At 63.1% G+C, this 24,119-nt stretch carries 21 protein-coding genes; 11 read left to right on the forward strand and 10 right to left on the reverse strand.

The annotated features are described in order from the left end of the window. Positions 1–6 precede the first annotated feature (6 nt). Positions 7–1,431, forward strand: a complete 1,425-nt coding sequence (gene gad / locus AC07O2_RS17540) for a glutamate decarboxylase (RefSeq protein WP_495077033.1) — start codon at positions 7–9, stop codon at positions 1,429–1,431. Further along, complete coding sequence (locus AC07O2_RS17545) at positions 1,431–3,131, forward strand: aspartate:alanine exchanger family transporter (RefSeq protein ID WP_495077034.1); 1,701 nt, start codon at positions 1,431–1,433, stop codon at positions 3,129–3,131. The genes gad and AC07O2_RS17545 overlap by 1 nt, the downstream gene beginning before the upstream one ends. A gap of 86 nt (positions 3,132–3,217) precedes the next feature. Here the strand turns inward: AC07O2_RS17545 and AC07O2_RS17550 are convergent, their stop codons facing one another. Then, on the reverse strand, positions 3,218–4,669 hold the full coding sequence (locus tag AC07O2_RS17550) for an aldehyde dehydrogenase family protein (RefSeq protein WP_495077035.1): 1,452 nt from the start codon (positions 4,667–4,669) through the stop codon (positions 3,218–3,220). A gap of 157 nt (positions 4,670–4,826) precedes the next feature. Here AC07O2_RS17550 and AC07O2_RS17555 point away from each other — a divergent pair, with 157 nt between their 5' ends. Then, the gene (locus AC07O2_RS17555; RefSeq protein ID WP_495077036.1) at positions 4,827–6,110 is read left to right on the forward strand and encodes a D-amino acid dehydrogenase; all 1,284 of its coding nucleotides are present in this window, start codon (positions 4,827–4,829) and stop codon (positions 6,108–6,110) included. Between the two features lie 24 nt (positions 6,111–6,134). Further along, positions 6,135–7,043, forward strand: a complete 909-nt coding sequence (locus AC07O2_RS17560) for a LysR family transcriptional regulator ArgP (RefSeq protein WP_495077037.1) — start codon at positions 6,135–6,137, stop codon at positions 7,041–7,043. A 56-nt stretch (positions 7,044–7,099) separates the two neighbouring features. On the opposite strand, the gene AC07O2_RS17565 is transcribed toward AC07O2_RS17560, so the two are convergent. The 3 genes from AC07O2_RS17565 to AC07O2_RS17575 form a co-directional block, all read right to left on the reverse strand. Next, on the reverse strand, positions 7,100–7,678 hold the full coding sequence (locus AC07O2_RS17565; protein WP_495077038.1) for a flagellar basal body L-ring protein FlgH: 579 nt from the start codon (positions 7,676–7,678) through the stop codon (positions 7,100–7,102). A 145-nt stretch (positions 7,679–7,823) separates the two neighbouring features. After that, positions 7,824–8,324, reverse strand: coding sequence for a cell division protein FtsI (locus AC07O2_RS17570; protein ID WP_495077039.1), 501 nt, complete (start codon positions 8,322–8,324; stop codon positions 7,824–7,826). Positions 8,325–8,404: 80 nt separating this feature from the next. After that, positions 8,405–8,893 (reverse strand): hypothetical protein, encoded by a 489-nt coding sequence (locus AC07O2_RS17575; RefSeq protein ID WP_495077040.1) that lies wholly within the window; start codon positions 8,891–8,893, stop codon positions 8,405–8,407. A gap of 302 nt (positions 8,894–9,195) precedes the next feature. On the opposite strand from AC07O2_RS17575, the gene AC07O2_RS17580 reads away from it, so the two are divergent. After that, a complete protein-coding gene (locus AC07O2_RS17580) occupies positions 9,196–9,813 on the forward strand; it encodes a TetR/AcrR family transcriptional regulator (RefSeq protein WP_495077041.1) in 618 nt (205 codons plus the stop codon). Positions 9,814–9,862: 49 nt separating this feature from the next. Here the strand turns inward: AC07O2_RS17580 and AC07O2_RS17585 are convergent, their stop codons facing one another. Next, on the reverse strand, positions 9,863–10,687 hold the full coding sequence (locus AC07O2_RS17585) for a metallophosphoesterase (RefSeq protein ID WP_495077042.1): 825 nt from the start codon (positions 10,685–10,687) through the stop codon (positions 9,863–9,865). A 174-nt stretch (positions 10,688–10,861) separates the two neighbouring features. Between AC07O2_RS17585 and AC07O2_RS17590 the strand changes: the two genes are divergently transcribed. Further along, positions 10,862–11,056, forward strand: coding sequence for a hypothetical protein (locus tag AC07O2_RS17590; RefSeq protein WP_490591676.1), 195 nt, complete (start codon positions 10,862–10,864; stop codon positions 11,054–11,056). A gap of 16 nt (positions 11,057–11,072) precedes the next feature. Here the strand turns inward: AC07O2_RS17590 and AC07O2_RS17595 are convergent, their stop codons facing one another. Beyond that, positions 11,073–12,029 (reverse strand): LysR family transcriptional regulator, encoded by a 957-nt coding sequence (locus tag AC07O2_RS17595; RefSeq protein ID WP_495077043.1) that lies wholly within the window; start codon positions 12,027–12,029, stop codon positions 11,073–11,075. 402 nt (positions 12,030–12,431) lie between these two features. On the opposite strand from AC07O2_RS17595, the gene AC07O2_RS17600 reads away from it, so the two are divergent. After that, entirely contained in the window at positions 12,432–12,971 is a 540-nt protein-coding gene (locus AC07O2_RS17600) for a hypothetical protein (RefSeq protein WP_495077044.1), read from the forward strand. 122 nt (positions 12,972–13,093) lie between these two features. On the opposite strand, the gene AC07O2_RS17605 is transcribed toward AC07O2_RS17600, so the two are convergent. Further along, positions 13,094–14,959, reverse strand: coding sequence for a phosphoenolpyruvate carboxykinase (GTP) (locus AC07O2_RS17605; protein ID WP_495077045.1), 1,866 nt, complete (start codon positions 14,957–14,959; stop codon positions 13,094–13,096). 423 nt (positions 14,960–15,382) lie between these two features. After that, complete coding sequence (locus AC07O2_RS17610) at positions 15,383–15,535, reverse strand: hypothetical protein (protein ID WP_495077046.1); 153 nt, start codon at positions 15,533–15,535, stop codon at positions 15,383–15,385. Positions 15,536–15,739: 204 nt separating this feature from the next. Between AC07O2_RS17610 and AC07O2_RS17615 the strand changes: the two genes are divergently transcribed. Beyond that, entirely contained in the window at positions 15,740–18,055 is a 2,316-nt protein-coding gene (locus AC07O2_RS17615) for an ATP-binding protein (protein WP_495077047.1), read from the forward strand. Positions 18,056–18,127: 72 nt separating this feature from the next. Here the strand turns inward: AC07O2_RS17615 and recQ are convergent, their stop codons facing one another. Next, a complete protein-coding gene (gene recQ / locus AC07O2_RS17620) occupies positions 18,128–19,999 on the reverse strand; it encodes a DNA helicase RecQ (protein WP_495077048.1) in 1,872 nt (623 codons plus the stop codon). A 175-nt stretch (positions 20,000–20,174) separates the two neighbouring features. Next, positions 20,175–21,008 carry an oxidoreductase gene (locus tag AC07O2_RS17625; protein ID WP_495077049.1) on the reverse strand — a complete coding sequence of 278 codons (834 nt, stop codon included), beginning with the start codon at positions 21,006–21,008 and terminating at the stop codon, positions 20,175–20,177. 92 nt (positions 21,009–21,100) lie between these two features. Between AC07O2_RS17625 and AC07O2_RS17630 the strand changes: the two genes are divergently transcribed. The 3 genes from AC07O2_RS17630 to AC07O2_RS17640 are packed head-to-tail and all read left to right on the forward strand — an operon-like array spanning position 21,101 to position 24,098. Continuing rightward, positions 21,101–22,009 (forward strand): AraC family transcriptional regulator, encoded by a 909-nt coding sequence (locus tag AC07O2_RS17630; protein WP_495077050.1) that lies wholly within the window; start codon positions 21,101–21,103, stop codon positions 22,007–22,009. Positions 22,010–22,045: 36 nt separating this feature from the next. Further along, on the forward strand, positions 22,046–23,089 hold the full coding sequence (locus AC07O2_RS17635; RefSeq protein WP_116607580.1) for a homocysteine S-methyltransferase family protein: 1,044 nt from the start codon (positions 22,046–22,048) through the stop codon (positions 23,087–23,089). Between the two features lies 1 nt (position 23,090). Further along, positions 23,091–24,098, forward strand: a complete 1,008-nt coding sequence (locus tag AC07O2_RS17640; protein ID WP_495077051.1) for a Gfo/Idh/MocA family protein — start codon at positions 23,091–23,093, stop codon at positions 24,096–24,098. Positions 24,099–24,119 lie beyond the last annotated feature (21 nt).

Genomic DNA, 24,119 nt, shown 5'->3' on the forward strand with positions numbered 1-24,119 from the left:
ACCCCCATGGCCCTGTACCAGACTGCCGAGTCCCACGACCTTTCCATCGAGGATGTGTATTCCAGCGGAGCCTCCGAGCGGCGCCTGCCCAAGTACCGCCTGCCCGACCACTCCACTGCGCCCTCCGCGGCCTACAACCTGGTGCGCGACGAGCTGCTGCTGGACGGCAATTCGCGGCAGAACCTGGCCACGTTCTGCACCACCTGGGTCGAGCCCGAGGTGCAAAAGCTGATGGCCGACGCGCTCGACAAGAACATGATCGACAAGGACGAATACCCCCAGACGGCCGAGATCGAAAACCGCTGCGTGCACATCATTGCCGACCTCTGGCATGCACCCAAATCCTGGGACACCATAGGCTGCTCGACCACCGGTTCCAGCGAAGCCGCCATGCTCGGCGGCCTGGCCTTGAAGTGGGCCTGGAAGAAGCGCCGCGAAGCGGCCGGACTCCCAACGGACAAACCCAACTTTGTCTGCGGCCCGGTGCAGATCTGCTGGAAGAAGTTTGCCCGCTACTTCGACGTGGAGATGCGCGAAGTACCGCTGCGTGGCGACGTCCTGGGCCTGCAGCCGGCCGACCTGCGCGCATACTGCGACGAGAACACTATTGGCGTGGTGGCCACGCTGGGCGTGACCTTCACCGGTGTCTATGAACCCGTGGCGGCGCTGGCGGCCGAGCTGGACGCACTGCAGCGCGACCTGGGGCTGGACATTCCCATCCACGTGGATGCGGCCAGCGGCGGTTTTGTGGCGCCTTTCATCCAGCGCGAGCTGGAGTGGGACTTCTGCGTTAGCCGGGTCAAGTCCATCAACGCGTCGGGCCACAAATACGGCCTGGCGCCACTGGGTGTGGGCTGGGTGGTGTGGCGTGCCAAGGCCGACTTGCCGCAGGAGCTGATCTTCAACGTGGACTACCTGGGCGGCAATATGCCGACCTTCGCGCTGAACTTCAGCCGGCCCGGTGGCGAAATCATTGCCCAGTACTACAACTTTCTGCGCCTGGGGCGTGACGGCTACACCCGCATCCAGCAGGCCTGCTCCGACACCGCACAGTGGCTGGCGCAAGAGATCGCCAAGTTCAGCCCGCTGGAGCTGGTGTACGACGGTAAGAACGGCCTGCCTGCGGTCTGCTACAAGCTGAAGGACGGTGTGGACCATGGCTTCACGCTGTACGACCTGTCCGAGCGGGTACGCATGCGCGGCTGGCAGATTGCCTCGTACCCGCTGCCTTCAGACCGGCAGACCGTGGTGGTGCAGCGCGTGCTGGTGCGCCACGGCGTCAGCCGCGACCTGATCGCCCTGCTGCTGGACGACTTGCGCAAGGCCATCGACTTTTTGCAGAACAACCCGGTGCTGCGTTCCGAGGCCGGCCCCAGCTTCAGCCACGGCGCGCTCGCTGAGCCGGAACTGCGCGTGTTGGCCGCAGCGTGATGGTCGCATTTCTGACCTTTCTGCAGAAGAACCCCTACATCCTGCTGTTTCTGGTGGTGGGGCTGTCCGTCTGGGTGGGGCGCGGCACCATCAAGGGCTATGGCCTGGGCGCGGTGGCGGCGGCCATTGTGATGGGCTGCGGTGTGGCGACCTGGGGCGCGGCGTATGGCGTGCGCTTTGAGCTGGACAACTTCACCAAGAGCCTGTTTTATTACCTGTTCATGTACGGCGTGGGCCTGCGTGTGGGGCCGTCGTTCATCAACAGCCTGAAGGGGGACGGGCTGAAGTTCACCGTGCTGGCCGTTCTATCCTCCTTCCTGGGCCTGGGCATCGTGGTGCTGGGTACGCGCTGGCTGTCTTTGCCGGTGGGCGCGGCGGGCGGCATTCTGGCGGGCTCGCAAACCATGTCGGCGGCCATAGGCTCGGCCGAGCAAGCCATCACCTCCGGCGTGGTGCCGCTGCCGCCGGGTACCACGGCGGGGGCCGCGACAGCGATGATTGCCCTGTCTTACGGCATCACCTACATCTGGGGTACGGTGGGCATCATCCTGATTTGCAAATACCTGCCGCGCTGGTGGGGTGTGGACGCGCGCAGCGCCGCGAAGACCTACGAGGTGGAACACGGCGTGCCGAACGTGGACGACGCTGGCCTCAGCGGCTACCGCCCGTTCGACCTGCGTGCCTACCGCCTGGTCAACCCCGCGCTGAACGGCCAGAGCATCGCGCAGTTCCGCACACGCTATGCCCAGTACCAGATCGAGAACGTGGAACGCGGCAAAGACCTGCTGGGGGCCGACCCGGCGCTGGTGTTGCAGCTGGGCGATGTGATCGCGCTGGGCGGCAGCCTGGGCGCGCTGACCGATCACATGGGCCTGATCGGCCCCGAGGTGCCCGACGCGCGGGCGCTCAACATCCCGCTGGACCAGGCCGAGATTCTGGTCACGCACCGCGACGTCGTGGGCAAGGCGCTGAAGGAGTTCAGCCGCTCACCGATTGCCGGGCAGGTGCAGCTGGTGGGCCTGGAGCGCGGCGGCGCGCCCCTGCCCATCGGTCTGGAGACGCGTTTGCAGCGCATGGATGTGCTGCATTTGGTGGGCTTGGGCAGCGCGATAGACCAGGCGGCGGCGCTGATCGGCAAAGTGGCGCGGCCCAGCACCGCGACCGACCTGCTGACCCTGTCGCTGGGCATGATTCTGGGGCTGCTGATTGGCCAGATACAGGTACCCGCCTTCGGTGCGTCGGTCGGCCTGGGCAATGCGGGTGGCCTGCTGGTGTCGGGCATCATCGTGTCGTCGCTGGTGTCGCGGGTGCGTTTTTTCGGCAACACGCCGAACGCTGCGCGCAACATTCTGGAAGACATGGGCCTGATTTTCTTTGTGGCCATCGTGGGTGTGAACGCTGGGGCCAATCTGCTGTCACAGCTCAACGGCATGGTTGCGCTGAAGATATTCGCCCTGGGCTTTGTGGCCTGCACCATTCCGCCGTTCATCGTCTGGGCGATTGGTTTCCATGTCTTCAAGATCAACCCCGCCGTGCTGATGGGCGGCGTGGCCGGTGCGCGCAGCCACTCCGGCCCGGCCCGCGAGGCCGCCAAGGAGATAGGCAGCAGCGTGCCGTGGATAGGCTTCCCGGTGGCCTACGCGGTGTCTGGCATCTTGTTGACGGTGTTTGGTTACTTCGCCATGTTGCTGGCGGCCTAGTCAGGGAAAAATTTGCTACGAAAAATGCAGCTGCTACCGCAGGAAATATATGCGGTAGCAGCGGTTTTTATAGTAAATAACTTGCCTCAAAAAGGATAGTGCCGTGGCGTGGTCTGCACCGTGACCCAGCGCAGGTCGGTGAACGCCGCGATGCCGGCGGCACCGCCAAAGCTGCCTATGCCGCTGCCCTTGACGCCGCCGAAGGGCATCTGCGGTTCGTCGTGCACCGTGGGGCCGTTGACGTGGCAGATGCCGGACTGGATGCGCCCGGCGACCTGCAGCGCGCGCGCAATGTCGCGGCCGAACACGGCGCTGGAGAGTCCGTAGGCGTTGTCGTTGGCGCAGGCCACGGCCGCATCGACGCCGCTGACGCGGACGATGGCTTTCACCGGGCCGAAGGATTCTTCGCTGTAGATCTTCATCGCCGGGGTTACGTGGTCCAGCAGGGTGGCGGGCATCAAGGTGCTGTCGGCCTTGCCGCCGCAGAGCAGCTTCGCGCCTTTGGCGAGCGCGTCATCGATCAGCGCGTTGCAGCGCTGCACGGTGCTCATGTCGACCACCGAACCGAGGACGACGGGACCCTTGCGCGGATCGCCCAGCGGCAGGCTGGCGGCCTTGGCGGCGAGCTGGGCCACGAAGGCATCGGCGATTTTTCCGTCCACGATGATGCGTTCGGTGGACATGCAGATCTGGCCCGAATTGGCGAAGGCGCCGAAGGCGGCGGCGTTGACGGCCGCGTCCAGATCGGCGTCGTCCAGCACCAGCAGTGGCGCCTTGCCGCCGAGCTCCAGCACCACCGGTTTCAGGTACTTGGCGCAGACGCCGGCGATGATCTTGCCCACATGCGTCGAGCCGGTGAAGTTGACGCGGCGCACGGCGGGGTGCGAGACCATGGCTTCGACCACCGCCGCCGCATCGGCTGGCGCATTGGTGATGAAGTTCACCACGCCCGGCGGCAGGCCGGCCTCTTGCAGGGCCTCGATGATCAGGCCGTGGGTGGCGGGGCAGAGTTCCGAGCCCTTCAGCACCACGGTGTTGCCGCAGGCCAGCGGCACGGCAACGGCGCGCACGCCCAGGATCACCGGCGCGTTCCACGGCGCCATGCCCAGCACTACGCCAGCGCCCTGGCGCACGCCCATGGACAGGCTGCCCGGCACGTCGGACGGAATGACTTCGCCGCTGATCTGTGTGGTCAGCGATGCGGCTTCCAGCAGGGTGCCGGCGGCCAGGTGCACGTTGAAGCCGGCCCACATCGCCGAGGCGCCGGTTTCGGCGGCCATGGCGGCGATGAAGGCCGGGGCTTTGGCTTCGAGTGCGGCAGCGGCCTTGGTCAGCAGCGCGCGGCGCTGGCCTGGGCCGGTGGCCGACCAGGCAGGGAAGGCGGCGGCTGCAGCTTCTACTGCTGCCACTGCGTCCTGTACTGTGGCGGCGGGGGCGCTGGTGGCGATGCTGCCATCTAGCGGGTTGCGGCGCTCGAAGGTAGCGCCGGAGCTGGCGGGGACGGACTGGCCGTTGATGAGCAGGTGGGTGTTGGGCATGGTGTGTTTCTTGCGGCGCGGGGCCGTTGTCTCTGGAACTGCAAGCATCTCACAACAGACCCTAATTCAGAATTAGAGTTTCTAATAAACCATGGTGTTCTGGATTAGGTCAACTTATATTTCAACAAGTTTCAATTTCTCACAAAGCGAGCGCCACATGAAAGTTCTGATCTTGGGCAGCGGGGTGATAGGCACCACGACCGCGTACTACCTGGCCAAGGCCGGACACCAGGTGACGGTGGTGGACCGTCAGCCCGGCCCCGCGCTGGAGACCAGCTACGGCAATGCGGGTGAGGTGTCGCCCGGCTACTCGGCGCCCTGGGCCGGGCCGGGCGTGCCGCTGAAGGCGATCCAGTGGCTGATGATGCACCACAGCCCGCTGGTGATACGCCCGCTGCTGGACCCGAGCATGTGGCGCTGGGGTATGTCCATGCTGCGCAACTGCACCGAGGCACGCTACCAGGTCAACAAGGGCCGCATGGTGCGCCTGGCCGAGTACAGCCGCGACTGCCTGAAGCAGCTGCGCGCTGACACCGGTATTGCTTACGACGAGCGCAGCCAGGGCACGCTGCAGCTGTTTCGCAACCAGAAGCAGCTGGACGGCACGGCCAAGGACATCGAAATATTGAAGCAGTACGGCGTGCCCTACCAGCTGCTGGACCGCGAGGCTTACCTGGAACACGAGCCGGCGCTGGCCCTGGTGAAGGAAAAGTTCGTCGGCGCGTTGCGTCTGCCTGGCGATGAAACCGGCGACTGCTTCAAGTTCACCAACCGCCTGGCCAAGATGGCCGAGGCCCTGGGTGTGGAATTCCGCTCCAGCGTGCATATCGAACGCATTGCCGCCGATGGGAACAAGATCACCGGCGTGCATACCAGCGTGGGCCTGCTGCAGGCCGACAGCTACCTGGTGGCGCTAGGCAGCTATTCGCCCGTCCTGCTGAAGCCGCTGGGCTTCAACCTGCCGGTGTACCCGGTGAAGGGCTATTCCATCACCGTGCCGATCACTGATGCGGCCTGCGCGCCTGAGTCCACCGTGATGGACGAAACCCACAAGGTCGCTGTGACCCGCCTGGGTGACCGCATCCGCGTGGGCGGTACGGCCGAGCTGGCTGGCTACAGCCTGGAGCTGCATGAAGAGCGCCGCAACACGCTGAACCACGTGGTAACCGACTTGTTCCCCAAGGGCGGCGATGTGTCCAAGGCCGAGTTCTGGACCGGCCTGCGCCCCATGACGCCCGATGGCACGCCGGTGCTGGGCGAAACGCCGTACCCCAATCTGCACCTGTCCACCGGCCACGGTACGCTGGGCTGGACCATGGCAGCCGGCACTGGCCGTGTGATGGCTGACCTGTTGTCGCAGCGTAAGCCGGACATCAGCATGGAGGGCCTGAGCCTGGCCCGCTACGGCAACGGATTTAGCGGTCGTACACATACCGGCTAGGCTCCTAAGGTACATTCGCCTTCCATGAGCAGTTTTGACCCCGACGCCCTTGAATGCCTTGCCGCCATTGTGGAAGAGGGGGGCTTCGAGCGTGCGGCGCAGCGGCTGAACATCACGCAGTCTGCGGTGTCGCAGCGCCTGCGCTCGCTGGAGGCGCAGGCCGGCACCGTGCTGGTGGTGCGCAGCCGCCCGCTCAAGCCCACGGCCGCCGGCCATTTGCTCATCAAACACACCAAGCAGCTGCGCCTGCTGCGCGCCGATCTGGAGCGCGACATGCAGGAGCTGGCGCCCAGCATCAACGGTGGCGCGCGCGACGAGGAGCGGGTGTCGATCGCCATCAACGCCGACAGCATCGCCACCTGGGCCATGGGCGCCTTGCAGGGCGTGGTGGCGCAGGGCTTGCCACTGGAGATCATCACCGATGACCAGGACTTCACCCAGGAATGGCTGCGTGAAGGCCAGGTGCTGGGCTGCGTCACCACTTTGAAACAGGCCCTGCGCGGCTGCAAGGTGGTGCACCTGGGTGCCATGCGCTATGTGGCCGTGGCCCAGGCCGAATATGCACGCCGTCACTTGCCGCATGGCTTGACGGCGCACAACTTCCGCAACGTGCCATTTGTCGCCTTCAACCGCAAGGATGATATGCAGCGCGAGTTTGTCAGCCAGCAGTACGGTCTCAAGCGGGTGTCTCTGCGCCAGGTCTTCGTGCCCAGTTCTGAAGGCCAGGTGCGTGCCGTGCGCGCCGGCTGGGGCATCAGCGTGGTGCCCGAGTTGCTGGTGCTGGATTTGTTGGCCCAGGGGGAACTGGTCAATCTGGTTCCGAAAGAGGCACTGTTGATCCAACTCTATTGGCACTGCTGGAATCTGCAGTCCGAGGTGCTGGACACCTTGAGCGCCGCGCTGACCGACGCGGCGGCTGCCTCGCTGCAATAAGGCTTGGGCTCAGGTAGAGCTGCCTGCGGTAGCCTGCCCGCAGCCCAGGGGACTGGCTACCAAAAACTCAGGCTTTTTGCCAGAATGCGCTGCATCCAGTTGCGGGACGTAGCGTCTTGCACATCGCCCTTGCCGACCAGTTCCAGCTTGGCATCCACCACATCGCCAGAGGCGACCACATTGCCCGCGGTAATGTCATACGGGTTCACCACGCCAGAGAAGCGCAGTGTGCTCATGCCGTTGTTCAACACGATGCTTTTTTCGCCGGCCACCAGCAGGTAGCCGTTGGGCATGACGTTGATCACTGCCGCCGCCAATCGGCCGCTGAACTTGCTGCTATTGCCGGCGGTGCCCGAGCCCTTGAGCGTGTCGGTGCCCGAGGCAGTTGCGTCCACGTTCATGATGCCCTTGAGGATGCTGCCCAGGGAGTTGGATTCAGAACCCGGCCCTTTTTGTGTCAGCTTGGTTTCCTTGCTGGTATTGCTGGTTTGTTCGCTGGTGGCGCTCAGGGTTTCGGAAATATCGATTTTCAGGGCATCACCGATTTTGGTCGGCTTTCTGCGGTCTGAAAATAAGGAGGTTACCGTCATATTCGAACGGAATATCGCACCGGTGGCAACAGGCTCAATATCCATGGGCTGCTGCAAAGCCGTTACCCGTACGGGTGGCGGGACAATACTGTCCGATCCGGCGCAGGCTCCTAGCGCGCCCAATACAAATATCGCCATCAAATATGCGTGTACGCGATAGATAGTCTGTGCCATATGAATCTTTCAGGATTTAGTTTTCAAAACCGGTGAGTAAAGCAGTAACCACCGGAGCTACCTTGCTGCGTGTGGAAGACCATTTACCCATGCCATAAGTTGGGTCCAATGCATAACTGCTCTTGGATAAAACCTTGCCACCAGCCGTACGCAATGTCAGCGTGGTACTGGTTAAATAGGTTTTATAGTCGTTTGTAAATGGTGGAATATCCCACTCCACATAAGCCACATAATTCAGCCAGATTTCACAGTTGCCGGGAGCAGTACCAGCTTCATATATCCGACTTTCTATCTGGTGCAAACGCAATTCGGATTGCACCGCGGGCAGAATTTCCACCGCTTGGGATTGCGGGTTGAATTCAATACACACTTTGTCGAAAGTAGGATGGATGTGGTAGACCGTGTCCTTGGCCTTGCTGGGCCCGACCGTGATGAGCGTGCTGGCGGCTGTGCCCGAAGCCTTGACCAGTTCGAACAGCGGTACGGGCGAGAATATGGAGCAGGCGGTTTGCAGCAAACACGCTGCAACCGCAACCCCGCGCAGGCAATAGGACTTAAACAGAATATTCTCCTGGCTCGGTATTGCCGGGCTGTGGACTAAACCAATGCGCTGACGACTTGCGTGGCGTTCGATATGCCCGCTTGGGTATATTCGGCGGCGGCGCTGGCAACCTTGCCAATACCTTTTGCGGTGGCGTTATAGGCGGTTTTTAAACCGTCAACGCTTTCATTGGCCAGGGTTACCGTGCTATCGACCGCGGATTTTGCGGTATTTTCTACCGCCTGTACTGCGTTGCTGGCGGCATTGCTGATACCGTTGGTCATGTTGTTATAGGCACTCTTTAATTCTTTGGCGCCTTCTGCAACAGTGGATGTGGCATTTTCTGCCGCCGATTTCACGGTATTTACGGCGCTGCTGTTCAGGGTTTTGGCCGCTGTGCCCGCCGAATTAGCCAGACCCATGGCATCGGCAGTGGCCGCGCTAAATGCTTTCGCACTTTTTTCATGGATGGAGGAGTTTTTGGAGGCTGCCGTAGACGCTTTGGCAGTGCTGGCGGGAAAGGTGGTTGCATTGCTGATTTGCATGGTGATCCTCTGGGTTGATGGACGGGCAATTAAATTTTGTCAGCCCGCCCCAGATTTAAATCACAGATAAAGCGCTAGAAAACCCGCTAGGTACATTGGATTCACAAGCAAGTATGCAATGGGTACAAATGGTATATGTAGTGAAATATAAATGCGTCGATACAATCGACTTTTAAATAAAATTAAAGATAATATGGCTGAATTTTTCGAATATCTGTTGTACGCATATTGTGTTTAGTGACTTGTGGGTCTAACAATAGACCCATAGTTCTTATTTTGTGCATCTGCACTTAAAATGCGGTATGCGCTCTTCCCCCCAACCCAAAATTTCCTTTAAGCAACAGATGCTGCAGGCCCGTGAAGAGGCCATCGTGCAGACAGTCAACCGTCTGCTGGCCGAAAAGGGCTTTGACGCCATGACGGTGGACGAGGTGGCGCTGGGCGTGGGTATTGCCAAGGCCAGCCTGTACAAGCATTTCCCCAGCAAGGAAGACCTGGCCGCTGCCGCCATGGTGCGTGTGCTGCAGCGCACACGGGACTTTCTGCAAACCCTGCCAGCCACCGATGCCCCTTTGTTGAAGCTGCAAGCCCTGGTGCGCTGGGCCATGCAGGTGCAACTGGCCGGTGAAATGCCTTCGCTACCCAGCCAGAACTCCAGCCTGCGTGCCAATCTGATGGGCAATAACGCCTACCTGGATGTGCTGGTGCAGGTCAGCGACCAGCTCGGCGGCTGGATACAGGCAGCGCAAACCGCCGGCCAGATCAACCCGCAGCTGCCGGCCGTGGCCGTGTTGTACACGCTGTATGCGCGTGCTTGCGACCCGGTGCTGGGCTTTTTGCAGGCCGGCGGCCAGCACACCGACGAGCAGATCATTGAATGGGTGCTGTCTACCTGCTTTGATGGTCTGATTGCCCGTTAGCGCAGGTATTACCAGCGCTAACAGCTATTAAAACCATAGTAAACATGGTTCACAGCTGGATGCAGCGCGCCTCTTGGAAGTGCAGCTGCTCGTTCTTGCGGGTATAGCCTCTGGGGTTAGCTACGACCCGGCAACCGCGGTGCACGTAGTCGCTGGGGGCATGCAGATGGCCGTGCAACCATAGCTGCGCATGCGGCAGCAGATCGTCCAAGGCATTGCAGAAACCGGCCGTGCCCGGCGTGCGCCCATAGCGTGGGTCAGCGCTGTGCAGGCTGGGCGCAAAGTGGGTGACCACTACCGTGGGGCCGGCAAAGGGCGTGGCCAGTGCCGTGCGCAGCCAGGCCTGGCATGCCAAGGCTTGCTCGCGGATGGCATCGGCCAGCATGGGCTGGCCGTCGCGGGTGGCCGAGTTCTTTGTCAAATAGTAGTTGGCGGCGCGAAAGGCCTTGTCACGCGCCTTGAGCTGCTGGCCCAGGGTAGCCTCGGTGGCTGTGTCGTCCGGCCCGAGTGCGTCAAAGTCACTCCACAGCGTGGTGCCTATGAAGCGCACGCCCTGCAGCTCCAGGGTTTCACGCTCGAGCCAACTGATGCCAAGGCGTTCGCAGGTGGCGCGCAGGCGCTGGTGGGCGGTGTCGAAATCCAGCCCGTCGTATTCATGGTTGCCGGGCACGAAAAGTACCGGCGTGGGCCAGCCTGCGTGCTGGGGCAGGGGGGAGAAGCGGGCCAGGCCGAAGTCGCTATCGTCCAGGCGCGAGCCCGCCTGGTAGGAGCCGATATCGCCAGCCAGCACCAGCACATCGGCGTCTGGCGCGGGCGTGGGTGCGAAGTCTGGGTGGGTTTCTAGGTGCAGGTCGGACAGCAGTTGGATCTTCATGGCAGGGCCAGTCTACGCGGGATCGGGCCTGTCTATAACTGCACAGAAAATGCCAGTCACAGGCGGTCTGCACGAGGTTATGCATCAAGTGCATAGCTTGGGGCTTGAATATCTAGGGAAAACCCTTATTCTTCAAGCATTGTTGTTTTTCACCGTTTGTCCGGTGGTATTTGTATGTTGAGTCTGCTCCTCCAAAAGATCTTGTTCCGTAGCGTCAGCGCAGCCGTGCCTGCCATCCGTCGCCGCAAAGACACGCCCAATGTGGCCCAGGATTTGATGGAAAGCGCGGGTGCCCGCTCTGGCACCAACCCTTACCAGTCCGCCGAACTGCGTGGCGCGGCACTGGCCTTTCTCAGCGTGATGCGCTGAGAGCGTTGACATTTTCTTAGCGCGCAAACGCCTTTTTGGCGGAGCGCGCCAAAGCCAGGCGTAGCCAAGTGTGGGCTGCGTCATGCTCCATACGCCGGTGCCATAGCGCATCGACGTGTACAGCCGGCACCGTGAATGGCAGCTCTTGCAGCTGCAGTGCATCGGCCATGCCGGTGACGCTGACGAAATGCCGTGGCAGCACCGTCAGCAGGTCCGAATTGACTACGACCCGGCCCGCGGTGAAGAATTGGTTCACCGTCAGTACCACGCGCCGCTCGCGTTTCTGGCGCGCCAAGGCTTCGTCAATAAAGCCAAAAGCCCGGCCGGAAAAGCTCACCAGCAGGTGGCGCGCCGCGCAAAACGCGTCCAGCGTCAGGCCGGCGGGGGCCAGTGGATGGCCTTTGCGCATGGCGCATACATACTGACCGTCGTAGAGGCGCTGGTGCGCATACGGCGTGGCCTTGCCCACCTGGGCGCGGGCCGTCAGGTCGCTCATCACCGCCGGGAAATAGCCTACGGCCAGGTCGGCCAACTCATCCTCTAAGAGTTTGCGCGGGTCGCGCGTGGTCAGTGGCACCACGCGCAGCGAGATGCCGGGCGCCTCGGTTTCCAGAATGTCCACCAGCCCGGGTATCAGCTCCGCCGCCGTGGCGTCGGCCATGGCCAGCACAAAGGTGTTGTCCGCCAGCGCAGGTACGAAGTCGCTGGGTACCAGTGAAGCCTGCAGCTGCCGCAAGGCCTCGCGTACCACCGGCCACAACGCCAGGGCGCGCGGCGTGGCCTCCAGGCTTTGGCCGCGCCGGCGCACCAACTCGTCGTCCAGGGTTTCACGCAGGCGCCGCAGCGCATTGCTGACAGCCGGCTGGGTCAGCGCCAGGTTTTGCGCTGCCCGGGTGAGGCTGCGCTCGGCCATGATTTCATCAAACACCCGCAATAGATTGAGGTCGAAAGTGCGAAAGTTAGGCAGGCTCATGGCGGATGGCGTAAACGTTTGTGCAGTAATAAGTGCGATGTGTTGCTTTATGGATACGGTGTGGCGTCATGGCTATGTGCAGGTACGACGTCTGATGCACGTGCCAGAAAACCGTTTTTGCATACCGTATTTGCCAACATTATTTGCTATAAAAATAAGAGCTACTTGCGCAGAGAATATCTGCGCGAGAGGCCAATTCAACCTATATCCACAGACAGGAGTGAGCGTCGGGCCCAGGCTGATTGAACTGCTCTCCTTGTATGCCGACAGCAGGCCATTCATCACCATGGTGAATGGAGATCATCACAAAGATAAAGTTGGATCGTATGGGTGTAAACCCTAATATTCGTTTGCGTCTACGGCGATCCCGTCCAGAGGACGCTAGATCCAAAGGAAATTACCATGACCAGCATTGCCCAAACCAGCTTCCCTACCGCACATGCCGGCGCAACCCGTGCTGAGTCGGCCAACGGTAGCCTGTCCCAACGTTTTGACTCCGCCAAGGGTTTGTCCACCATTTTGTTGGCAGCCATTGTGTCCGCACTGGTGGTCGCTGCCGACCAGTTGGTAGACAACTGGAGCGAAGGCCATCTGCTGGCCGCCTGGGGCGCCGTGTGGGCCGTGGGCTTTGTTGCGCTGGCACTGTTTGCCGGTACGGCCCGCCGCGCCGCCGTCCGCATCGTACAGGCTCTGGATGCATGGTCGCAACGCCAGGCCCGTGCCCGTGCTGACCAACGCCTGTGGGCTACCGCTTTGAGCGACCCCCGCATCATGGCCGACCTGCAAGTCGCCATGGGCCGTCACGCAGAAGCCGACGCTACCGTGGTGGCAGAGAAAGCTCCCGTATCAGGCCGTCTGGGCCGTGCTGTGCTGGCTGCTTTTGACCGTCTGGACGCGCAAGCTTATGCTGCTGCGCAGTACCGCCTGTCCGCACACCTGTAATCGCGCAAACCGCGCTGCCGACAAGGCCTGGCGATCAGGCACTGCCGGCCGCACCGTAGGCCGGACATTAGGCCCCAAAGCCCCGCCCATTTTGTGCGGGGCTTTTTGCTTTAGGCGTTGCTTCAAGCCGCCAGGCGCTGCTCCAGCGCCTTCTTCGTATCCACCAGAGCTTGCGGCAAGTGGTAGGCCAGCTGGGTGAACAGCTCGGTGTGCAGTACCAATTCTTGCTGCCAGGCGGCTTTGTCGATGCTGGTGACGGTATCGAACTGCGCCGGCGTGAAATCCAGCCCGGTCCAGTTCAGTTCGCCATAGGTTGGGCTGACGCCGAAGATGTTTTCCTGGCCTGTGGCTTGGCCTTCGATGCGGTCGATCATCCACTTCAGCACGCGCATGTTTTCGCCGTAGCCAGGCCAGACAAACTTGCCATCTTCACCCTTGCGGAACCAGTTGGTGCAGTAGATTGGGGGCTGTTTGGCGCCCGAGGCAGCCAGCTTGTCGCCCATATTCAACCAGTGCTGGAAGTAGTCGCTCATGTTGTAGCCCGTGAAAGGCAGCATGGCGAACGGGTCGCGACGCACCACACCCATCTGGCCGACGGCGGCGGCGGTGGTTTCGGAACCCATGGTGGCGGCCATGTACACGCCTTCGGTCCAGTTGCGGGCCTCGGTGACCAGGGGCACGGTGGTGGAGCGGCGGCCGCCAAAGATGAAGGCGTCGATCGCCACACCCGCGGCGTCGTCCCAGGCTGGGTCCAGCGCGGGGTTGTTGGTCGCTGGCACGGTGAAGCGCGAATTGGGGTGGGCGGCCTTGGCGCCGGTTTCACGGGCAATGGCGGGCGTCCAGTCCTTGCCTTGCCAGTCAATCAGATGGTCGGGCAGGCTGCCGCTGTCCTTTTCCATGCCTTCCCACCACACGTCGCCGTCGTCGGTCAGCGCCACATTGGTGAAGATCACATCCTTGTCCAGGCTGGCCATGCAGTTCGGGTTGGTGTGGTAGTTGGTGCCGGGGGCCACGCCAAAGTAGCCGGCTTCGGGGTTGATGGCGTACAGGCGGCCATCGGCACCGGGCTTGATCCAGGCGATGTCGTCGCCGATGGTGGTGACCTTCCAGCCATCAAAACCGGCTGGAGGCACCAGCATGGAGAAATTGGTCTTGCCGCAGGCGCTGGGGAAGGCGGCTGCCACGTGGTACTTTTTGCCCTGTGGGTTGGTCACACCCAGGATCAGCATGTGCTCGGCCAGCCAGCCTTGGTCGCGGCCCATATTGGAAGCGATACGCAGCGCAAAGCATTTCTTGCCCAGCAGGGCATTGCCGCCATAGCCCGAGCCGTAGGACCAGATTTCGCGGGTTTCCGGGAAGTGCACGATGTACTTGGTCTTGTTGCAAGGCCATTTCACGTCGGCCTGGCCTTCTGCCAGCGGTGCGCCCACGGTGTGCATGCAGGGGACGAAGGCACCGTCGGTGCCCAGCAGCTCGACCACGGCCTTGCCCATGCGGGTCATGGTCTTCATGTTGACGGCCACATAGGGGCTGTCGGATAGCTCCACGCCGATGTGGGCGATGGGCGAGCCCAGTGGGCCCATGCTGAACGGCACTACATACATGGTGCGGCCCTGCATGCAACCGGCAAACAGCGGGTTCAGCGTGGCGCGCATTTCCGCGGGTTCCATCCAGTTGTTGGTGGGGCCGGCGTTTTCCTTCTTTTCAGAGCAGATATAGGTGCGGTCTTCCACGCGGGCCACGTCGCTGGGGTCGCTGCAGGCCAGGAAGGAGTTGGGGCGCTTGGCGGGGTTGAGCTTCTTGAAGGCGCCGGCGTCCACCAGCTGTTGGCAGAGGCGGGTGTATTCCTCTTCGCTGCCATCGCACCAGTACACCGCCTTGGGCTGGGTCAGGGCGGCCATGTCGGCAACCCAGGCGAGGAGCTGGGTGTTTTTGACGTAATCGGGGGCGTTGAGGTCCAGTCCCAGGTCCATGGTGCGTGCGTTCATCGAGGTACTCCTAAGTTGAAAATCGTCTTTTCAAAAAGAGGCTCGATGCGGGAGCGGCCTTTTCAGAAAACGGCTTTGCTACTCAGTCGGCGGTCGGCGCTGTCAGCGCGGGCAGGCTGGGAGTTCGATTCTAAAGAGCCAGGACAAAGTTACGGTGTGATTACACGCAAATTGTATGCAAACGTTGCATGAGGTTATGTGCCGAAATGATGGGCGTGAGAATGGCGCATATTTCCAGCCCATAGCGCATACAAATGCTGTGCCGGTAGCTATAGAAAAAATAGCAAAAAAGGGTGGAACCAGGGGTGTGGATACGGCAAAAACGGCGTTCTACATTGCATAAAACGCTGCGCCGGCCTGTGGTCCAGGCGGGCGCTCTTTCAAAGTGGCGTCAAGTCCGGCCGGACTGGCGCCAAGCTGGTGTCAGGCCATGGATACGGCGATGAAGGCCAGCAGGAAGATCAGCACGCCACCAACGAGGGGCAGGACCATGGGAATCATCGGCACGATGGCTTCCACGGCATCGGCGGGAGCGTGGGCGCTGGCGCCGTGTTCGCTGGTATCAGGGCTGGACATAGATATTCCTCGGGGTGGTGTTAAAAACTTGCCCGACCGGGCAGCGCGGCAGGCCGAAACCTGCAAGTTGGACATCGTACCAATTTTCAGGATTTATCCCTATGCGGGTTCTACCGGGCATATTTCACGGGCCATGTCTTCCCATGCTTGACAGCCTGCGTTATGGTGCGGCAACAAACCACTTTGTGGCTAGGGAGCATTTCCATGGCGAAGCGCTTGGTTTCCGATTCTGCCCACGCACCGTTGATTCCGTCACCGGGGCTGAAGGCTGCGCCGGTGCTGGATTTGATGTGCTCGCACTTTGTGCTGACCCTGGTGGCGCGCCAAGGCCCCAAATTCAATGTGCGGCGCGACCTGAACAGCCTGCTGGCCATGGCCGGCAGGCACCTGGTGTGGCCGCAGCCGGTGTTGCTGCGCCTACGTGAATTCCTGCTGCGCCGCTGCAAGGACAACGAGTTCTGGCGTGGCCATGACGACCTGGGTACCACCGAGTTCCTGGAGCGCCATGGCATCTGGCGCGGCCCCTATGAAGAGGGCACGCTGTTCTTCTACCTGGATGAATACGCCAAGGACCAGCCGAAAGACCTGCTGTCTGCCCTGGCGGTCACCGGCGAATGGCTGACCCACGCGCTGAAGAAACAGTCCACCCTGGTGGAGAAGAACATCGACGCGTTGTCCGGCCTGCTGCAGTTGAACAAGGCCGAGCGTGCGCTCTTGCTCTACGGTACCTTGGCCCGCTACCAGCGTGACCTGCGCACCATCCTGGTCGAGGTCAAGGTGAACAACGCGCCCGAAGCCTATGCGGCCATTGCCGAGGTCGCCGGCGTCAGCCCGGCCGAGGTGGGCGAGGCCCTGCGTGCCGGCTCGCGGCTGGAGCGCATCGGCCTGGTGGAGAACCTCATCTCCGAACACAACATCACCGACCTGGCCGACCTGATGAAGGTCAGCGAAAAGCTGCCACCCGTGCTGATGCGCGAATACCGCGACCAGAGCGAGCTGATGGCCGTGTTCACCCGCCCCGCCACCAAAAGCGCGCTGGCATTGACTGACTTCACCTACGTGCTGGACGACACCCAGGTGCTCGTGTCCCTGCTGCGCAACGCCGTGGCGCGCAAGGAACCCGGCGTGAACGTGCTGCTCTACGGCCCGCCCGGCACCGGCAAGACAGAGCTGGCCCGCGTCGTCGCCCAGGCCGCCGGGCTGGACCTGTTCGAGGTGGAATACGCCGACCGCGACGGCAACTCGCTCAGCGGGCGCGACCGCTACCGCTCGCTGCAGATCGCCCAGGTCTTCCTGAAAGGCAGCGTGCAGGCGGCGCTGCTATTCGACGAAGTGGAAGACGTGTTCCCACCCATCAGCTCCGAGGCCGCCCAGCTCATGGCGCGGGCCGAGCAGGTGGCCGCGCCCAGTTCCGGTTCGGTCAGCGGCAAGGCCTGGGTGAACCAGATTTTGGAGTCGAACACCGTGCCCACCTTGTGGGTGACCAACCGCATCGAGCAGATCGACCCGGCCTTCCGCCGCCGCTTCGCCTACCACCTGGAACTGAAGTCGCCGCCGCCCGGCGCACGCGAAGGCCTGGTGCGCAAGACGCTGGAAGGCGTGCAGGTGTCGGACGCGTTTGTGGCCAAGCTCACCGAACGTAAAGGCCTGACCCCGGCGCAAATCCGCACCGCCGTGCGCTTCGCCGGCCTCGTCACACCGCAGACCGACACGGCCTTTGAGAGCCTGATTGAGCGCCAACTGAAGAACGCCGACCAGGCCCTGGGAAACCGCTTGGCCGATGCCGGCGAGCGCCCCTCTGTCACCCAGTACAGCCTGGACATGCTCAACGTCGAAAGCCGTTTCGAGGTGCCGCGCATCGTGCAGGCGCTGAAAGCCCGCGGCCACGGCACGCTGTGCTTCTACGGCGCCCCCGGCACTGGCAAGACCGCGCTGGCTGAGCACATCGCCAAGGCGCTGGACAAGCCTTTGTTGGTCAAGCAGGCCAGCGACCTGATGAGCAAATTCGTCGGCGAAACCGAACAGAAGATGGCCGCCATGTTCAAAGAAGCCGAGGCCGAAAAAGCCGTGCTGCTGCTGGACGAGGCCGACAGCTTTTTGCAAGACCGTCGCGGCGCCCAGCGCACCTACGAGGTCACCGAGGTCAACGAAATGCTGCAGGGTATGGAGCGTTACCGCGGCATCTTCGTCTGCACCACCAATTTGCTGGACCGCATAGACCAGGCCGCGCTACGCCGCTTCACCTTCAAGATCCAGTTCAAGCCCCTGCTGCGCACGCAGCGCGAAACCATGTTCGTGGTGGAAGCCCTGGGCGGCGATACCAGCCGGCTGGACGACAGCCTGAAAGCCCGTTTAGCCCGCATGGACCAGCTCTGCCCCGGCGACTTTGCCGCCGTCAAACGCCAGGGTGAAATTCTGGATGCGCAGCTGGCTCCGGAGGAGTTCATGGATCAGCTGGAGGCCGAGCACCGCATCAAACCCGAGGTGCGTGAGTCCCGGGGCATGGGGTTTATGCACTGAGGGCGTGGCCCGCTCGACTTCCAAGCCAAACAGGCCACCAGCGCATGTTTTATCTGCGCGGGCAGCTATTATTTACGTAGCATTCTCGGCGCACACGCGCAACACGTCCGCGCCATAGGCTTCCAGCTTTTTCGTGCCCAGCCCGCTCACACCGGCCAGCGCGTCCAGGCTGTCCGGCGCCAGGGTGGCGATGGCGGCCAGGGTGGCGTCGTGGAAGATCACATAGGCCGGCAGGTTGTGTTCGCGGGCCACCTCGGCGCGCCAGGCTTTCAGCGCCGCGAAGCGGACCTGGGCTGCGTCGTCCAGTGCGGCCGCCACGGCGGATTTGGCGGCACTGCTGCCGTTTTTTCCGCTGCGGTCGCGCTTGGGCTTGCGCTCTGCCGGGCCGGAGAGGGACGCGCGCAGCATCAGCGGCACCTCGCCCTTCAGCACGGCGCGCGAGCCTTCGGTCAGGCACAGCGTGCTGTATTCGCCTTCCACCGCCACCCCGCCAATCGCAATCAGCTGGCGCAGCACGCCGCGAAGCTGCTGTTCGCTGTACTCCGCACCCAGGCCAAAGGTGCTGAGCGTGCTGTGGTTGAACTGGTTCACCTTGTCGGTGGTCTTGCCGCGCAAGATGTCCATGATGTGGCCCGTGCCAAAGCTAATACCGCTCATCTGCTGGATGCGGTAAATGGTGGACAGCAGCTTGCGCGCGGCCTCGGTGCCGTCCCACACCTGCGGTGGCTCCAGGCAGTTGTCGCAGTTGCCGCAAGCGTGGGAGGTTTCCCCAAAGTATTTCAACAGCCGGACCCGGCGACAGTCGGTGGCTTCGGCCAGTCCCAGCAGCGCGTCCAGCTTGCCGCGCATCACCTGCTTGAATTCTTCGCCGGCCGGGCTTTCGTCGATCATGCGGCGCTGGTTCACCACGTCCTGCAGGCCATAGACCATCCAGGCATCGGCGGCCAGGCCGTCACGGCCCGCGCGGCCGGTTTCCTGGTAGTAGCCCTCGATGTTCTTCGGCATGTCCAGATGCGCGACAAAGCGCACGTCGGGTTTGTCTATGCCCATGCCGAAGGCGATGGTCGCCACCATCACGATGCCTTCTTCGCGCAGAAAGCGGTCCTGGTGGGTCTGGCGCAGTTTCGCGTCCAGCCCGGCGTGGTAGGGCAGGGCGTTGATGCCGTGCTCGCACAGCATCTGCGCCACTTCTTCCACCCGCTTGCGCGACTGGCAATAGACCACGCCCGCATCCTCGTCGTGCTCGCGCTCGATGAAGCGCAGCAGCTGCGTCGTCGCGTCCTTCTTTTCGACGATGGTGTAGCGGATGTTCGGCCGGTCAAAGCTGCTGACGAAATGCTGGGCCTCTTCCAGCTGCAGCCGCTCGACGATGTCGGCCCGGGTCAGCGCGTCGGCCGTGGCCGTCAGCGCGATCCGCGGCACGCTGGCGTAGCGCTGGTGCAGCACCGTCAGTGCGCGGTATTCGGGGCGGAAGTCGTGGCCCCACTGGCTCACGCAATGCACTTCGTCGATGGCAAACAGGCTCAGCTGCCGGCGCGCCAGCAGGTCGTCCAGCAGGTCCAGAAAGCGCGGCGTGGTGATGCGCTCGGGCGCCGCGTACAGCATGGTGATGTCGCCGCGCACCAGGCGCCGCTCCACGTCCAGCGCCTCATCGAACGACAAGGTGGAATTCAAGAATGCCGCCTTGACACCGGCTTCGTGCAGCGCGCCCACCTGGTCGTGCATCAGCGCGATCAGCGGCGAGATGACGATGGTGATGCCATGCCCGTCCAGCTGCCGCGCAATCGCCGGGATCTGGTAGCACAGCGACTTGCCGCCGCCGGTAGGCATCAGCACCAGCGCGTCGCCACCCGCGACTACATGCTCGACGATGGCCTGCTGCGGCCCCCGGAACTGCTCGTAGCCAAAGGTTTCATGCAGGATGGCGAGAGGGGACGAGGACAATGCTTTTGCTCTGGAATGTGTAGCTGCTGGCGCAGGTGGCGATTGCGCTAGGGGCTGATTTGAGGGGTAAACCAGCGTGGGGCTGGTAGAGCCGCTATTGTGCCCGTGCCGACAGGGCCCTGAAAAACTGTCGATGTAGATGCGGGCAGCCCAGGTGGGTCTATGTAGGACGTTTCTAAAACGCCCCGTCCGTCGTCACCGACAAGGCCTGCCAAGCCTCCAACTCCCCCCGCAGCGCCTCAATCTTCGCCCCAATGATTTCCACCGCATCGCTACCCGCCGCAAAGCGCAGCGGCGGCGCGGGATGTGCCGCCAGCTGCAGCAGCACCGCAGCCAGTCGCGCCGGATCGCCGGGCTGCAGGTGGTTGCGGGCACCAAAGCCTGCGCTGATCTGTGCCGACTGCGCGGCGTAGTCGGCAATGGCGTGGCTGCCGAAGCGCATCGATTGGCCGTCCAGAAAGTCGGTGCGGAACGCGCCCGGCTCCACGATGGTGACGCGAATGCCGAACGGGGCCAGCTCTTGCGCCAGCCCTTCGGAGAAGCCCTCTACAGCGAACTTGCTGGCGCAGTACAGCGAGCCACCCGGGATGCCGCGCATGCCGGCGATGGACGAGAGGTTGAACACCCGGCCGGCGCGCTGCTGGCGCATTACCGGCAGCACGGCGCGCGTCACGTGGAACAGGCCGAACACATTGGTGGCGAACTGTTGCTCCGCATCGGCCGCCGTGCTTTCCTCAAACAGACCTAGCTGGCCGTAGCCGGCGTTGTTGACCAGCACGTCGATGCGGCCAAAGCGGGCCACGGCGGCCTGCACCGCGGCCTGGGCCTGGGCGGCGTCGGTGACGTCCAGGTCCAGCGCCAGCAGGCGGTCGTCGGCCAGGGTGATGCTGTCGCGCTTGCGGGCCGTGGCGACCACGTTGTGGCCGGCGGCCAGCGCGGCCTGCACGGTGTGGGCGCCGATGCCGCGCGCTGCGCCGGTGATGAACCAGGTGTGGGGTTGGAAAGACATGTTGAGGCTCCGTGTTGTTGAGAGCTTGACTATCCGCCTGGAGACCTGTGCAGCGGTAGCCCGATGCTGCGCAGCTCTTGCATAATCCTCGCATGTTGCCCTTGCCTACGCCGGACTCGCTCAAAGAGCTGTGTACCTTGATTGCACAACACTGCCATGAGCGCCGGACCAGCACCACCATCCCCCGCGTCGGCCTGGTGCGCTCCGATACCCCGACGCTGCCCATGGGCGTGGTCTACCAGCCCATGCTGTACATCGTGGCGCAAGGTGCCAAGCAGGCGCTGCTGGGTGACAACATCGTGGAATACGCTGCCGGTCAGTATTTGGTGGTGTCGGTGGACTTGCCCATCACCGGCTCGGTCATCCAGGCCAGCCCGGAGGCGCCGTATCTGGCGTTGTCCCTGGAGCTGGACCCGGCGGTGCTGGCCGACATGTTGCTGAGCCTGCCTGGCACAGCCCAGGACGCCCCCTTGCCCGGCCTGGCGGTCAGCCCGGTGACGCCCGATCTGCTGGATGCCGCCGTGCGCCTGCTGCGGCTGCTGGGCCGGCCGGCCGACATCCCCATGCTGGCGCCGCTGGCCGAGCGCGAAATCCTCTACCGCCTGCTGACCGGCGCCCAGGCGCCCATGCTGCGCCAGATCGCGCTGGCCCACAGCCGCATGGCCCAGGTGGGCCAGGCCATAGGCTGGATACGCAGCCACTTTGCCGAGCCGCTGCGCATTGACGATGTGGCGCAGCGCGCCAACATGAGCGCCTCCACCTTCCACCGGCATTTCAAGGCTGTCACGGCCATGAGCCCGCTGCAGTACCAGAAGCAGATCCGCCTGCAGGAAGCCCGGCGCCTGCTGCTGGCCGGCCAGGCGGACGCGGCCAGCATCGGCTTCACCGTCGGTTACGAGAGCCCGTCGCAGTTCAGCCGCGAATACGCGCGCATGTACGGCCAGCCACCGCTGCGCGACGCCGTACGCCTACGCGGACTGGGGCCACTGGTGGCGGTGTAGTGGGGCGGTGCCCGGGTTTCCTACAATCGAGCCCTCATGAAAACGCCCACCTACACCCGCGCCCAACAACTGCCCGCCATCCTGGCGCAACGCATTGCCATCCTGGATGGCGCGATGGGCACCATGATCCAGCGCTTCAAGCTGACCGAGGAGCAGTACCGCGGTGAACGTTTTAAAGACTTTCACAAGGACGTGAAGGGCAACAACGAGCTGCTGAGCCTGACCCGGCCGGACGTGATCCGCGACATCCACGAAGGCTACCTGGCCGCTGGCGCTGACCTGATCGAGACCAATACCTTCGGTGCCACCACCGTGGCCCAGGAGGACTACGACATGGCCGACCTGGCGATCGAGATGAACTTCGAGTCCGCCAAAATCGCCCGCGCCGCCTGCGACAAATACAGCACACCGGACAAGCCCCGCTTCGTCGCCGGCGCCCTCGGCCCCACGCCCAAGACGGCCAGCATCAGCCCCGATGTGAACGACCCCGGCGCACGCAACGTCAACTTCGAACAGTTGCGCAAAGCCTATTACGAGCAGACCAAGGCCCTGGTCGAAGGCGGCGCGGACGTGATCCTGGTCGAGACGATTTTCGACACGCTGAACGCCAAGGCCGCGCTGTTCGCGGTGGACGAATACTTTGAAGACTCGGGCCAGCGCCTGCCGCTGATCATCAGCGGCACGGTGACCGATGCCTCGGGCCGCATCCTCAGCGGCCAGACCGTCACCGCCTTCTGGCACAGCGTGCGCCACGCCCAGCCGCTGGCCGTGGGCCTGAACTGCGCACTCGGCGCCGCGCTGATGCGCCCCTACATCCAGGAGCTGCACAAGGTGGCGCCCGATACCTTCATCAGCTGCTACCCCAACGCCGGCCTGCCCAACCCCATGAGCGACACCGGCTTTGACGAAACGCCGGAAGTCACCTCGGCCCTGGTGCGCGAATTCGCTGCCGAAGGCCTGGTAAACATCGTCGGCGGCTGCTGCGGCACCACGCCCGACCACATCGCCGCCATCCACAACGCGGTGAACCCGCTGCCCGGCCGCGTGTTGCGCCCGTTCTTCTACAAAGAGGCTGCCTGATATGCAAAAAGTGCGCTGGGGCGTGTTGAGCACCGCCAAGATCGGTATGGAAAAAGTCACCCCGGCGCTGATGCGCAGCCAGTGGTGCGATGTGCAGGCGATTGCCTCGCGCTCGCTGCCATCGGCCCGCGCTGCCGCCGACAAGCTGGGCATTCCTACCGCTTACGGCTCCTACGAAGAGCTGCTGGCCGACCCCAGCATCGAGGCCATCTACAACCCGCTGCCCAACGACCTGCATGTGCCTATGACCCTGGCCGCGGCGCGCGCCGGCAAGCATGTGCTGTGCGAAAAGCCGATCGCATTGAACGCCAATGAAGCGGCGCAGCTGCGCGAAGTGGCCGGCAAGGTGCACATCATGGAAGCCTTCATGGTGCGCTTCCACCCGCAGTGGCTGCGCACGCGCGAGCTGGTGCAGAGCGGCGCCTTGGGTGAGTTGCGCACGGTGCAGGCCTGGTTCTCCTACTTCAACCGCAACCCGGAGAACATCCGCAACGATGCGGCCAAGGGCGGCGGCGCCCTGTTCGACATCGGCTGCTACCCCATCGTCGCCGGGCGTTTCTTGTTCGGCTCCGAGCCGGTGCGTGTGATGGCGCTGGCCGATATCGACCCCGAGTTCAATGTCGACCGCACTTTCAGCGCGCTGCTGGACTTTGGCGGCGGCCGACACCTGGACTTCACCGTCTCCACCCAGTCCACGCCCTACCAGCGCGTGCAGGTGGTTGGCACCCAGCAACGGGTGGAAATTGAGATCCCGTTCAACGCGCCGCCGTTTGAGGCCACGCGCATCTTCATCGACAACGGCAAGCAGCTGGGCGGCGCCAGCGCCACGGTGGAGAGCTTTGCGTCCTGCGACCAGTACAGCCTGGAAGGCGATGCGTTCTCGCTAGCGATCCGCGGTGAAGCGCCGCTGCTCTACGGCGTGGAAGATGCGGTCCAGAACATGCGCATCATCGACGCGCTGTTTGCCTCGCAGCGCAGTGGGCGCTGGGAAACCCTGGTTGCTATCTAATTAATAGCTACTAGCGCAGGT

Source organism: Rhodoferax sp. GW821-FHT10B06 (genome assembly GCF_059415605.1).